The organism is Roseateles oligotrophus, from assembly GCF_025717515.1.
Classification (GTDB): Bacteria; Pseudomonadota; Gammaproteobacteria; order Burkholderiales; family Burkholderiaceae_C; genus Paucibacter_A; species Paucibacter_A oligotrophus.
The window spans coordinates 375,710-388,394 of record NZ_JAJIRN010000002.1; the positions used below are offsets into that span (position 1 = coordinate 375,710).

Annotated in this window: 10 protein-coding genes and 1 pseudogene; 4 read left to right on the top strand and 7 right to left on the bottom strand. The window is 60.6% G+C overall.

The window, feature by feature from the left end:
* The first annotated feature begins 130 nt into the window (after positions 1–130).
* The 3 genes and pseudogenes from hpnC to hpnE form a co-directional block, all read left to right on the top strand.
* Positions 131–997 (top strand): squalene synthase HpnC, encoded by an 867-nt coding sequence (gene hpnC / locus LNV07_RS04965; protein ID WP_263570061.1) that lies wholly within the window; start codon positions 131–133, stop codon positions 995–997.
* Complete coding sequence (gene hpnD / locus LNV07_RS04970; protein WP_263570062.1) at positions 994–1,842, top strand: presqualene diphosphate synthase HpnD; 849 nt, start codon at positions 994–996, stop codon at positions 1,840–1,842. Before hpnC ends, hpnD begins: the two co-directional genes overlap by 4 nt.
* A pseudogene (gene hpnE, locus LNV07_RS04975) lies at positions 1,791–3,116 on the top strand (hydroxysqualene dehydroxylase HpnE); the annotation flags it as partial. The gene hpnD and the pseudogene hpnE, both read left to right, overlap by 52 nt.
* On the opposite strand, the gene LNV07_RS04980 reads toward hpnE, so the two are convergent.
* Positions 3,113–4,216: a TIGR03790 family protein gene (locus tag LNV07_RS04980; protein ID WP_263570064.1), complete on the bottom strand. Its 1,104-nt coding sequence runs from the start codon at positions 4,214–4,216 to the stop codon at positions 3,113–3,115. The pseudogene hpnE and the gene LNV07_RS04980 overlap by 4 nt on opposite strands.
* 138 nt (positions 4,217–4,354) lie before the next feature.
* Here LNV07_RS04980 and LNV07_RS04985 point away from each other — a divergent pair, with 138 nt between their 5' ends.
* Complete coding sequence (locus LNV07_RS04985) at positions 4,355–5,122, top strand: IclR family transcriptional regulator (protein ID WP_263570065.1); 768 nt, start codon at positions 4,355–4,357, stop codon at positions 5,120–5,122.
* A gap of 72 nt (positions 5,123–5,194) precedes the next feature.
* On the opposite strand, the gene pbpG is transcribed toward LNV07_RS04985, so the two are convergent.
* The 6 genes from pbpG to LNV07_RS05015 form a co-directional block, all read right to left on the bottom strand.
* Positions 5,195–6,187 carry a D-alanyl-D-alanine endopeptidase gene (gene pbpG, locus LNV07_RS04990; protein WP_263570066.1) on the bottom strand — a complete coding sequence of 331 codons (993 nt, stop codon included), beginning with the start codon at positions 6,185–6,187 and terminating at the stop codon, positions 5,195–5,197.
* Between the two features lie 157 nt (positions 6,188–6,344).
* Complete coding sequence (locus tag LNV07_RS04995) at positions 6,345–7,886, bottom strand: 2-isopropylmalate synthase (protein WP_263570067.1); 1,542 nt, start codon at positions 7,884–7,886, stop codon at positions 6,345–6,347.
* Between the two features lie 172 nt (positions 7,887–8,058).
* On the bottom strand, positions 8,059–8,907 hold the full coding sequence (pssA, locus tag LNV07_RS05000) for a CDP-diacylglycerol--serine O-phosphatidyltransferase (RefSeq protein WP_263570068.1): 849 nt from the start codon (positions 8,905–8,907) through the stop codon (positions 8,059–8,061).
* A gap of 82 nt (positions 8,908–8,989) precedes the next feature.
* Positions 8,990–10,006: a ketol-acid reductoisomerase gene (ilvC, locus tag LNV07_RS05005; RefSeq protein WP_263533519.1), complete on the bottom strand. Its 1,017-nt coding sequence runs from the start codon at positions 10,004–10,006 to the stop codon at positions 8,990–8,992.
* 49 nt (positions 10,007–10,055) lie between these two features.
* Positions 10,056–10,547, bottom strand: coding sequence for an acetolactate synthase small subunit (gene ilvN / locus LNV07_RS05010; RefSeq protein WP_263533520.1), 492 nt, complete (start codon positions 10,545–10,547; stop codon positions 10,056–10,058).
* A 154-nt stretch (positions 10,548–10,701) separates the two neighbouring features.
* Positions 10,702–12,492, bottom strand: a complete 1,791-nt coding sequence (locus LNV07_RS05015) for an acetolactate synthase 3 catalytic subunit (RefSeq protein WP_263570069.1) — start codon at positions 12,490–12,492, stop codon at positions 10,702–10,704.
* Between the last annotated feature and the right edge of the window lie 193 nt (positions 12,493–12,685).

Consider the following 12,685-nt stretch of genomic DNA (forward strand, 5'->3'; position numbering starts at 1 on the left):
CGTCAAATTACTGACCAATTGGTCAGTAATGTAGTCAAGGCCTCGCCAGCTGTCAAACGCAGGGCCTACTGGCCGGCCGAAATTGCCTGCGAAGCCTGCCGACGTAGCCAAAGGACAGACAATCAACTTTGTGAGCATAGAACACTACGAAAACTTCCCCGTCGCCTCTTGGCTGTGTCCGAAACATTTGCGGCCGGCTGTTGCTGCCATCTATCACTTTGCGCGTACTGCCGACGACTTAGCCGATGAAGGCGACGCTGGCCCCGTTCAAAGACAAGCCGACTTGCAGGCCTACCGCGAGGACATGCTGGCTACTGCCGCCGGACGGCAGCCCTCAGTTCGCTGGGCGGCGACCGTCTTCACTCCGCTGGCCGCTGTCCTGCGTCAATATCGACTGCCACTCCCATTGCTGAATGATTTGATCAGCGCTTTCGAGCAGGATTTGCAGAAAAACGACTACTACGACCGCCCCGAACTGCTTGACTACTGCAGTCGCTCGGCCAATCCGGTTGGTCGCTTGCTGCTGCATCTTTACGGCATTGATGATCCCTTGGCCTTGCAGCGCTCCGACGCGATCTGCAGCAGCTTGCAATTGATCAATTTCTGGCAGGACTTCAGCCGCGACGGGCCGCTCGGTCGGGTCTACGCCCCTTTGACCGACCTGCAGCGCCACGGCGTCAACGCTGCAGACCTGCTGGCCTGCCGCGACAGCCCCGCCGCCCGCGCCCTGATCAAGAACCTGTGCGAATGGGCCGAACGCTTGATGCTGGAGGGTGCGCCACTGGTGCATCAAATACCGGGCCGTGCCGGCTGGGAATTGCGTCTGGTGGTACAAGGCGGCCTGCGAATTCTTGCGAAAATCAAGACCATGCATTACGCAAGCCTTATCCACCGCCCCGCCCTGCACAGCCTGGATGCCCCGGCGCTGTTATGGGGCGCGCTGCGCATGAGCCAAAGTGGCAAGAAACCGATAGTCCAGCAAGAGGAGAGTTTGTGAGTCCCGAGCAGTATGTGCAGGACAAGGCGGCCAAAAGCGGCTCCAGCTTTTATTACGCCTTCCTATTTCTGCCGGCGCCGCGCCGCGCCGCCATCACCGCCTTTTACGCCTTTTGCCGCGAGGTCGATGACGTGGTGGACGAGATCAGCGACCCCAGCGTTGCGGCGACCAAACTGGCCTGGTGGCGCAAAGAGGCCAGCAGCGCCTTCGCCGGCCAGCCTCAGCACCCGGTGATGAAGGCCTTGATGCCGCATTGCGGAGCTTATGACATCCGCCTCGAACATCTGACGGCGGTGATCGACGGCTGCCAGATGGACCTGGAGCAAACCCGCTTCCTCGACTACCCCGGTCTGCAGCGCTACTGCCATTTGGTCGCCGGCGTGGTGGGCGAGGTGGCCTCGGGAATTTTTGGCCGCACTCATGCCGATAGCATCGCCTATGCCCACAAGCTGGGGCTGGCGATGCAGTTGACCAACATCATCCGCGACGTCGGTGACGACGCGCGACGCGGCCGCATCTATCTACCGATCTCCGAGCTGCAGCAGTTCGACGTCAAGGCGCATGAAATCCTGCAGCGCAAAAGCCCCTGGGGCTATAGCGAGCGCTTCACCGCCTTGATGAAGTTCCAAGCGCAGCGGGCGCACCAGCTTTACGACGAGGCCTTCGCGCTGCTGCCCGAGGCCGACCGCCGTGCGCAAAAACCCGGCCTGATGATGGCCAATATTTACCGCGCCTTGCTGCGGGAAATCGAGGCCGAAAACTTCCGCGTGCTGGAGCAGCGCATTGCCTTGACCCCGGTCAGAAAGCTCTGGATCGCCATGCGCACCAACTGGGCCGGGCGTTGACGGCAAAACGGGTGGCCATTGTCGGCGGTGGCTGGGCCGGCTTGGCCGCCGCCGTCAAGGCGAGTCAGTTGGGCTACCAAGTTACCTTGTTTGAAATGGCCCAGCATTTGGGCGGCCGGGCGCGCAGCTTAGGCGCGCCCGATGCGGGCCCGAGGCTGGACAACGGCCAACATATTCTGATTGGCGCCTACCAAGCCAGCCTCAGCCTTCTGGAAGCCGTCGGCGTAGACCTGAAGCAGGGTTTTCTGCGCCAGCCTCTGCGCCTGCGCTACCCCCGGCATGAAGGCTTGTGTTTGCCGCCGGGTCCTGCGCTGATCAGCTTTGTGCGCGGCATCCTTGCCTATCGCGCCTGGCCCTTGGCGGCTCGCCTGAGTTTGCTGCTGACCGCCACCGGCTGGCTGCTGCGGCGCTTTGAATGCGCGCCAATGCTCAATGTCGCAGCGCTGAGCGCCGGCCTGCCAGCCATCGTGCGGCAAGAGCTGATTGAGCCGCTCTGCGTGGCCGCGCTCAACACGCCGGCAGACCAAGCAAGCGCGCAAGTGTTTTTGCGCGTGCTGCGAGACGCGCTCTTCAGCGGACGAGGCAGCGCCGATTTGCTGCTGCCCAAGCTGCCCTTGAGCGCCTTGCTGGCCGAGCCGGCGGCCACTTGGCTAAGCGCACGCGGGGTCAAAATTCACCTGAACACAAGAGTTCAAGCGCTGACCCAATGTCCAGCAGGCTGGAGCGTCGACGGCCAAGCTTTTGAGCAAGTGATTCTGGCCTGCACCTCGGCCCAAGCGGCAATTCTGTGTGCCGAGATCGCCCCCGCATGGGCAAGTCAAGCAGGCGCGCTGCAATACCAACCGATCATGACCGTCTATCTGCGCAGCGCCGGCTCGCAGTTACCCGCAGCCATGGTGGCCTTGCAGGAGAGCGCCGAAGCACCGGCTCAATTTGCCTTCGATCTGGGGCAGCTCGGCCATGACCCGGGCTTGTTTGCCTTCGTGATCAGCGGTGCGGCCAACTGGGTTGAGCGAGGTTTGGCCGCAAGCGGCGAGGCCACCTTGCAGCAGGCCTTGGCCCAATTCACTTGGCACAACCCGCCGCAAATCCACCGCGTGCTGGCTGAAAAACGCGCCACCTTTGCCTGCATACCGGGCCTGCAGCGCCCACCCACCAGTATCAAGCCAGGGCTATGGGCGGCGGGTGACTATGTGGACGGGCCCTACCCGGCGACCTTGGAAGGTGCGGTTCGAGCGGGTTTCAACGCGGCTGCAAATCTGCCGCCGATTTAACGAGGCAAGAATTTGGGCGCGAACGGCGCCGCCAGCGGCTCACCCACAAACACGCCCTGCCCCGGCCATGCCACGCTGTGCCAATAGGCCTCCAGCGCCGTCACGCCCTGCAGATAGAACAGCAGCAGCAACTGCGGATGCGGGAACTTCTGCCTGTGATTACAGGGCTCGCTGACGGTGCCATAACTGGCCGTGGCCCCTGACTGCAGCCAATCCAGCACATTCATCTGTCCGCTCGGCGACACGGCGTCCAATTGGCCGCCGAACGAGGTCAGGTGATCGGCCAAGGCACCGGGCAACCAATCCACCGAGGCCAAGCCCTCAACCCGCAGCAGTCCGGTCGTATACAACAGCGTTCGCTGCATGGCCGGCAGCGCTTGGCTGGACTCGCGCCTAACGTCCACACCCCAGGGCTTCAGGAAGGTCGCTGGAGGAAACAGCGTCGCCCGCACATTGCGCGCCGCATCGGGGGTGTTGACAAAGAAGGCATTGCTGCTGGCGAACGAGGGCAGGCTTTGATCGGCCTCGATGCCGCGCGCGATCAAGGCCTGCGCGGTTTCAACGCTGTGCGAGGCCAGCATCATCGCCGGCCGCATGCCCAGGTCAGTGAATGGCCGCGCACCGATATAAGAAAAGTAGGGGCTGACCTTGCTCGGCCCGCAGGAGTTTTGGCAAATTTCAGGCTGGAAACCCATCGCCAAAGCGCTGGTGATGGAATTGCATTCAACCGCGTAAGGCACTCGCCACGCCAAGGCCAAGGCCTGCACCTGCGGGCCCAGGCGTTCTTGCACTTGCGCCTGCAAGGCCGCAAATTCCGCGGCGCTCAAACTCGCTTTCATCGGCAAAACCAGGCGCGCAATATTGGCCTCAGGGATGCCGCGCTGACTCGCGTAATAAGCCCCGACCGCGACCGAATAGGGATCGGCCGTATTGATCAGCAAGCCAAGATCGGCCGCGGTCAGCCGGCCTTGCAGGCGCGGCACGCGCAGCCAAGCCGGCGCCTCCGGAGCCGAAGCAACAGCCGTTGCCGCTGGTTGAGGCGCCGAAGCCGCCAACGCCGCACCAGCCTCCTCGGCCCTTATCGGCAATGCCAGCAGCAAGGCGATAGATAGACCAGCGCGCAAAACCACCGAGCCAAGCACGCCTATCGCCCAAGCTGTTGCGCGGCCGAAACCGTTTCGACGGGTGAATCTAATTTTCGCAATGCAAAACAAGTCAATCTCCAGCACAATCAAGGCATGAAAAACAAAGAGGATCAAACGCCGGCGATTCAGGTCTTGGAGCGAATGTTTTCGCTGCTGGACGTGCTCGCCAGCCATCAGGATCCGGTCTCGCTGAAGGAAATCAGCGCCAGCACCGGTCTGCATCCTTCCACCGCGCACCGTATTCTCAACGACTTGACGCTCGGTCGTTTCGTTGATCGCCCGGAAGCCGGCAGCTACCGCTTGGGTATGCGCATGTTGGAACTGGGGAATTTGGTCAAGGCAAGGCTGGATGTGCGCGACGCAGCGCTGGGCCCGATGCGGGAGTTGCATAAATTTACGCTGCAACCGGTCAATTTATCGGTACGCCAGGGCGATGAGATTGTCTACATCGAACGCACCTATAGCGAACGCTCGGGCATGCAGGTCGTGCGTGCGGTGGGCGGGCGTGCGCCCTTGCACCTGACTTCGGTCGGCAAGCTGTTTTTGGCCAGCGATGATCCGCAGCGGGTGCGCGCTTATGCCACTCGGACAGGGCTGGCCGGTCACACCCGCAACAGCCTGACGGACATCACGGCGCTTGAGCGCGAGCTGGCGCTGGTACGCCAACGGGGGGTGTCACGTGATGACGAGGAATTGGAATTGGGCGTGCGCTGCATGGCGGCGGGCATCTACGATGATCAGGCCAAACTGATCGCCGGCCTGTCGATCTCGGCACCGGCCGACCGGCTGGAAGAGTCATGGCTGCAGCGGCTCAAAGACACGGTGGCGCAGATCTCGCTGGCACTCGGCTATCGAGGCTGAAACGCTGCTTTGCTTGAGCCACAAAAAAGGCGCTCAATGAGCGCCTTTTTTTCTTCTGCTGGAGAGGAATCTCTAGAGCACGGCCTTCAAGGGCTGACTCAAAACCGCCGGGTTGCTGAGTACCCATTTACGCACTCGCTCGGCGTCGCCAATTCGCGAATATTTGCCGGTTGAATCAAGCAAGACCATGATGACCTTGCGTCCAGCCATACGAGCTTGCATCACCAAACAACGGCCCGCCTCATTGATGAACCCGGTCTTCTGCAACCCGATATCCCAAGACTTGCTGCTCAGCAACCCATTGGTGCTGTGAAACTGCACTTGGCGGCGGCCCAAGGCCACTTGATGCTCGCGCGAGGTCGACAATTCGCGCAACAAGGGGAACTCATGCGCGACCTTGACCAGGGCTGCCAAATCCCTGGCGCTGGACTGGTTGCGGCTCGACAAGCCGGTCGGCTCAACATAATGCGTATCGACCATGCCCAAGGCCTGGGCTTTTTGATTCATCGCCGCAACAAAGGTTTCCAAGCCGCCCGGGTAATGGCGCCCCAGGGCATTGGCGGCACGATTTTCCGACGACATCAAGGCCAGATGCATCATCTCGCCGCGCGTCAAGGTGGTGCCCACCACCAAACGTGAATGGGTACGTTTTTCGGTATCGATATCTTCGTCGCTGATGGTCAGCTTTTCGTCCAAGGACTGACCGGCTTCGACAACCACCAAGGCCGTCATCAACTTGGTGATAGACGCAATCGGCAGCACCGCCTGCGAATTCTTCGCGAACAAGACTTCATTGGTGTCTTGATCCATCACCAGCGCCACGCTGGATTTCAGATCCAAGGGGTCGGCCGCGTCATGCAAGCCATAGAGCTGACCAAAGGTCGGCTTGGCCGCCACCGCGGTAATCGAAGCGACGGCTTTGCGAGGCGTGCGCGTGGCCGGTTTGGCTTTGCGCACATCTTTCGCCACTTGCTTCTGCGCCGCCTTCTTGACCGGCGCCGACGCTGCCTCAGCCTTTTGAACCGGCATTGCCAAACAGCACACAGCGAAGGCGCTCAAGGTCATGCGCGATGTGATGCTTGTCAAATATTTCGAAAAATTCTTCAATCCGGGCCCCAGCTACTGACAGGCAGTTTAGGTGAAAGGAAAAATACTAGCAAGATCAAAAGCTTAGACGCGGCTCTTCAAGCTCCGCATTGCGTTAAAAAATGGCGCCCCGAGGTCAACCCTGGGCCGCCACTCGTTCGATCTTGCTTTGCAATTTGTTCAAGGCACTCAAATATGCCTTGGCCGAAGCAACGACGATATCGGGGTCGGACCCAACACCGTTGACGACACGACCCGCAAATTGCAGCCGAACCGTCACCTCGCCTTGCGATTCTGTGCTGCCGCTGGTGATGGCATTGACAGAATAGAGCAACATCTCGGCGCCACTTTGCGCCGCCAACTCGATCGCTCTGAGCACCGCATCGACGGGACCGTTGCCGTCGCTCTCCATCCGGTGCTCGACGGTGCCTGCCGCGAACACCACGCTGGCATGCGGCCGCTCGCCCATTTCGGAACGCTGCGCCAAGGCGATCAAACGGTAATGCTCATGCTCGGACGTGACCGACTCGTCCATCACCAAAGCAATGATGTCTTCATCGAAGATTTCATTCTTGCGGTCGGCCAGGTCCTTGAAGCGCACAAAGGCCGCGTTCACCTCGGCCTCGGACTCCAAGGAGATGCCCAACTCCTGCAGCCGCTGCTTGAACGCGTTACGTCCACTGAGCTTGCCCAGCACGATCTTGTTGGCGCTCCAGCCCACATCTTCGGCGCGCATGATTTCGTAGGTGTCACGCGCCTTCAGCACGCCGTCCTGATGAATGCCCGAGGCATGGGCGAAGGCATTGGCCCCCACCACCGCCTTGTTCGGCTGCACGACGAAACCGGTAGTCTGCGAGACCAGCCGGGAGGCCGACAGAATCTGTGTGGCGTCGATATTCACATCGAGCCCGAAATAGTCCCGCCGCGTCTTGACCGCCATCACCACCTCTTCCAAGGAGCAATTGCCGGCCCGCTCGCCAAGACCATTGATCGTGCACTCGATCTGGCGCGCGCCGCCAATCTGCACGCCGGCCAGCGAGTTGGCCACCGCCATGCCCAGGTCGTTGTGGCAATGCACCGACCAGATTGCCTGATCGGAGTTGGGCACGCGCTCACGCAGGGTCTTGATGAAGTTACCGTACAGCTCGGGGATCGCGTAACCGACCGTGTCGGGGATATTGATGGTGCGGGCGCCTTCTTTGATCACGGCCTCGACCACGCGGGCCAGAAAGTCCGGGTCCGAGCGGTAGCCGTCCTCGGGCGAGAACTCGATGTCACCGCTCAAGTTACGCGCAAAGCGCACGGCTTGAATCGCTTGCTCCAGCACCTGCTCGCGCGTCATGCGCAGCTTTTTCTCCATATGCAACTCGCTGGTTGCGATGAAGGTGTGGATGCGCGAACGCGCCGCGCCCTTGAGCGCCTCGGCGGCGCGGGCGATGTCGCGGTCATTGGCGCGCGCCAGCGAGCAGATCGTGCTTTCACGGACCGCGTCGGCGATGGCCTTGACGGCCTCGAAATCACCATTGCTCGACGCAGCAAAGCCGGCCTCGATCACATCCACGCGCAGGCGCTCCAACTGGCGCGCGATGCGCAGTTTTTCGTCCTTGGTCATCGAAGCGCCGGGGCTTTGTTCGCCGTCACGCAAGGTGGTGTCAAAGATGATCAGTTGGTCAGCCACGGTGAACTCCAAAATACAGAACTAAAAAAACCAAAAGCCCGCGAAGCGTTTGCTTGGCGGGCTTTGATGCGGAAAGCTTTTGACGTTAGCGATCAGCGAACCCGAGAGGTTCCTAGTAGTAGCAAGCTGATCGCATTTGCAATGTTCATGAAGGCCAATATAGCACGCCAAATCAGCGGTGCAGGCCCTGCTCATCGGGATCATCGGTCGAGGTGGCGATCATGCTGACCGGCCGACCCTTGGCCTTGCGCCAAAAGTAAATCACATAACCCGACAGACCGTAGGCACAGAAGATCGCGAACAGGCCCAGCGGCGGGTTCTGGCTGATCAGCACAATGGCCAAAGCGATCGCGACCAGCACCACAAAGGGCACGGTGCGCCGCGCACCGACAACCTTGAAACTGTAGAAAGGCGCATTCGTCACCATCGACAGCCCGGCAAACAAGGTCATGCCAAAAGCAGTCCAGACCACCCAAGGCAGATTCGTCACCCGCTGAAAACCATAGTCATCAAAGGCCCAGATCATGCCGATCACGATGGCCGCCGCCGCCGGGCTGGGCAGGCCCTGGAAAAAGCGCTTGTCGACCACGCCGATATTGACGTTGAAGCGCGCCAGGCGCAGCGCCGCTCCGGCGATATAGACAAAGCTTGGGATCCAACCCAGCTTGCCCATGTCCTTGAAGGCCCAGATATAGACGATCAGCGCCGGTGCGGCGCCAAAGCTGACCATGTCCGAGAGGCTGTCCATTTGCTCGCCAAAGGCGCTTTGGGCGTTGGTCATGCGGGCCACGCGGCCGTCCAGGCTGTCGAGCACAGCGGAGCAGAAAATCGCGATGCAAGCGACCTCGAAACGGCCATTCATCGCCATCACGATGGCATAGAAGCCCGAGAACAATGCCGCCAGCGTGATTGCATTCGGCAGCACATAGATGCCCTTGCGGCGTGGCCGAGGCTGGTGCGGCACCGCTTCGTCATCATCGTCGGGCAATTCGGCCTGGGTCTTTTTCTTGAGATCGGTCATGGGTCGGGAGGATACAACATGGCGCCAGAGAAAAAGCCGCGCAACCTGTCGGCAACGCGGCTTTCACTGACACCTACAACAATCAGTTTTTCGACTGATCGACCAGACGGTTGGCCTTGATCCAAGGCATCATCGCGCGCAGCTTCTCGCCGACTTGCTCGATCGGATGCTCGGCGGTCAGGCGGCGGCGGCTCAGCAGCGTGGGCGCGCCGGCCTTGTTCTCAAGGATGAAGCTCTTCGCGTATTCGCCGGTCTGGATGTCCTTCAGGCATTGGCGCATCGCGTCCTTGGTGGCGGAAGTGACGACCTTGGGGCCGGTCACATACTCACCATACTCGGCGTTATTGGAGATCGAGTAATTCATGTTGGCGATGCCGCCCTCATAGATCAGATCAACAATCAGCTTCAACTCATGCAAACACTCGAAGTAAGCCATTTCGGGCGCGTAACCGGCTTCGGTCAGCGTCTCGAAGCCGGCCTTGATCAGTTCCACCGCACCGCCGCACAAGACGGCCTGCTCGCCGAACAAGTCGGTTTCGGTTTCTTCCCGGAAATTGGTTTCAATGATGCCGGCCTTGCCGCCGCCATTGGCCGAAGCGTAGCTCAGGGCCAGATCACGCGCCTTGCCCGACTTGTCCGCGTAGACGGCGATCAGGTGAGGCACGCCGCCGCCCTGGGCGTAAGTGCCGCGCACGGTGTGGCCAGGGGCCTTGGGCGCGACCATCCAGACGTCGAGGTCGGCACGCGGCGTGACTTGGCCGTAATGGACGTTGAAGCCGTGAGCGAAGGCCAGCGAAGCGCCTTGCTTGATGTTCGGCTCGACTTCGTTCTTGTAGACCTCAGCGATCTGCTCGTCGGGCAGCAAGATCATCACCACGTCGGCGGCCTTGACGGCGTCGGCGATCTCGGCAACCTTCAGGCCGGCGTTCTCGGCCTTGGCCCAGGACGCACCGCTGCGGCGCAGACCGACGGTCACTTTGCAGCCGCTGTCGTTCAGGTTCAATGCGTGGGCATGGCCTTGTGAGCCGTAGCCGATGATGGTGACGTTCTTGCCCTTGATCAGGCTCAGGTCAGCGTCCTTGTCATAAAAAACGTTCATATCGTGCTCCAGGAAAAATTCGAAAAAAGGGTGGTGTGGGGAAGAAAGATCAGACTCTGAGGATTCGCTCGCCGCGGCCGATGCCGCTGGTGCCGGTGCGCACCGTCTCCAAGATAGAAGCCCGGTCGATCGAATCGATGAAGGCGTCCAGCTTGGACGAATCTCCTGTCAACTCGATCGTGTAGGTCTTCTCGGTCACATCGATGATGCGGCCGCGGAAAATATCGGCTGTGCGCTTCATTTCTTCGCGCTCCTTGCCGACCGCGCGAACCTTGATCAGCATCAGTTCGCGCTCGGTGTAATTGCCTTCGGTCAGATCGACCACCTTGACCACCTCGATCAGGCGATTCAGATGCTTGGTGATCTGCTCGATCACCTCGTCCGAGCCGGTGGTGACGATGGTCATGCGCGACAGCGAGGGGTCCTCGGTCGGCGCCACGGTCAGGCTCTCGATGTTGTAGCCACGCGCCGAGAACAGCGCCACCACGCGCGACAGCGCGCCCGGCTCGTTCTCGATCAGCAATGCAATGATGTGCTTCATTTTCTCGTCCTTCGCGCTCTTCAAACCGGCAGCGGTAACTGACGGTTCTTGGCCACGCTATTCGATTTAAGGGAGTGGGTCCAACTTCTTGCTGACTTCACAAGGCCACTGACCGCGCGCGGTAACGCAACAGCCCCGGCCCTGCTCGCTCAACTCAAAGGTCTTCGGACCCGAGGCGCATTTCCGAGATGCCCTTGCCCGTCTGCACCATGGGCCAGACGTTCTCGGTCGGATCGGTGCGGATGTCCAGAAAGACCGTGCGGTCCTTCAGGCGAATCGCTTCGCGCAGCGCGCCCTCGACATCGCCGGGCTTCTCGACCACCAGACCGATATGGCCATAAGCCTCGGCCAGCTTGACGAAGTCGGGCAGCGCTTCCATATAGCTGTGCGAGTAGCGCTTGCCATAGTCCAGCTCCTGCCACTGCCGCACCATGCCGAGATAGCGGTTGTTCAGCGACAAGATCTTCACCGGCGTCTCGTACTGCTTGCAGGTCGAGAGCTCCTGGATATTCATCTGGATCGAGCCGTCGCCGGTGATGCAGAACACATCCGCCTTGGGCCGCGCCATCTTGATGCCCATCGCGTAGGGCAGGCCCACGCCCATGGTGCCCAAGCCGCCGGAGTTGATCCAGCGGCGCGGCTGCTCAAAGCGGTAGAACTGCGCCGCCCACATTTGATGCTGGCCGACGTCCGAGGTGATGTAGGCGTCGCTGTCCTTGGTCAGATTCCACAGGGTTTCGACCACCATCTGCGGCTTGATCACCTCGCTTGAGGTCTTGTAGACCAGGCATTCGCGGCGGCGCCATTCATTGATCTGGCTCCACCAAGCATTGATCGAAGCAGAGTCCGGCTTGGCCTGCGCTTCCTTGATCTGGAAGATCAACTCCTGCAGCACGTCCTTCACATCACCGACGATGGGGATGTCGACCCGCACCCGCTTGGAGATCGACGAAGGGTCGATGTCCACATGGATGATCTTGCGCTCGACCTGGGCGAAATGTTTGGGATTGCCGATCACGCGGTCATCAAAACGCGCGCCCACGGCCAGCAGCACATCGCAGTGCTGCATGGTCATATTCGCTTCGTAAGTGCCGTGCATGCCCAGCATGCCGAGGAACTTGGGGTCGCTGGCGGCAATCGCGCCCAGACCCATCAAGGTGTTGGTGCAGGGATAGCCGAGCAGATTGGTCAACTCGCGCAGCTCGGCCGAGGCCTCGCCCAAGATGACGCCACCGCCCGAATAGATATAAGGCCGCTTGGCCTGCAAAAGCAGTTGCACCGCCTTGCGGATCTGGCCGGTGTGACCCTTGCGCGCCGGGTTGTAGCTGCGCATCTCCACATGCTTGGGGTATTCGAAAGGTGCGCCCAGCTTGGCCATCGAGACATCCTTGGGGATGTCCACCACCACCGGGCCGGGGCGGCCGGTGCGGGCGATGTGGAAGGCCTTTTTCATCGTCATCGCCAGATCGCGCACATCCTTGACCAGGAAGTTGTGCTTGACGATGGGACGGGTGATGCCGACGGTGTCGCATTCCTGGAAAGCGTCGAGGCCGATCGCGGGCGTAGGCACCTGGCCGGTCACGATCACCATCGGGATCGAGTCCATGTACGCGGTGGCGATACCCGTAACGGCATTGGTGACACCGGGGCCGGAAGTGACGAGGGCGACGCCTACATCACCGGTGGCGCGGGCATAGCCGTCGGCGGCATGCACGGCGGCCTGCTCGTGACGCACCAGCACATGCTGAATGGTCTCTTGTTTGTACAGTGCGTCGTAAATGTAGAGCACCGCGCCACCCGGATAGCCCCAAAGGTATTGGACACCTTCGGCCTGCAGGCAGCGAACCAGAATCTCGGAGCCGTTGAGCTCGGAGGAAGAATTTTGTGTTTGGGAATTTAGCGCTGCCGAACCGGCACGCTTGACATCCGCGCTTGACATATCCATTTAGAACCTTTGTGAATTTCTCTAACGAAAAACCATTGGTGTTCCTACTCGTGCCCTCGTGAGGCGGACTCGGAACCTGCGCGATCAAAGAACTGGTGCCCCGGTCGGGCTGTCAGCTGAAGACCAAAAATTTCATTGTGCGAAGCAGCATTATGCACTGGACTTTCGCTGCCCCGGCCAAAATAGCAAGTGA

Bases quoted from the DNA above. Each gene is read 5' to 3' on its own strand.
- ilvN (WP_263533520.1), bottom strand. From the start codon at position 10,547: ATGAAGCACATCATTGCATTGCTGATCGAGAACGAGCCGGGCGCGCTG.
- pssA (WP_263570068.1), bottom strand. From the start codon at position 8,907: ATGACCGATCTCAAGAAAAAGACCCAGGCCGAATTGCCCGACGATGAT.
- pbpG (WP_263570066.1), bottom strand. From the start codon at position 6,187: ATGACCTTGAGCGCCTTCGCTGTGTGCTGTTTGGCAATGCCGGTTCAA.
- LNV07_RS04985 (WP_263570065.1), top strand. From the start codon at position 4,355: ATGAAAAACAAAGAGGATCAAACGCCGGCGATTCAGGTCTTGGAGCGA.
- LNV07_RS05015 (WP_263570069.1), bottom strand. From the start codon at position 12,492: ATGGATATGTCAAGCGCGGATGTCAAGCGTGCCGGTTCGGCAGCGCTA.
- ilvC (WP_263533519.1), bottom strand. From the start codon at position 10,006: ATGAACGTTTTTTATGACAAGGACGCTGACCTGAGCCTGATCAAGGGC.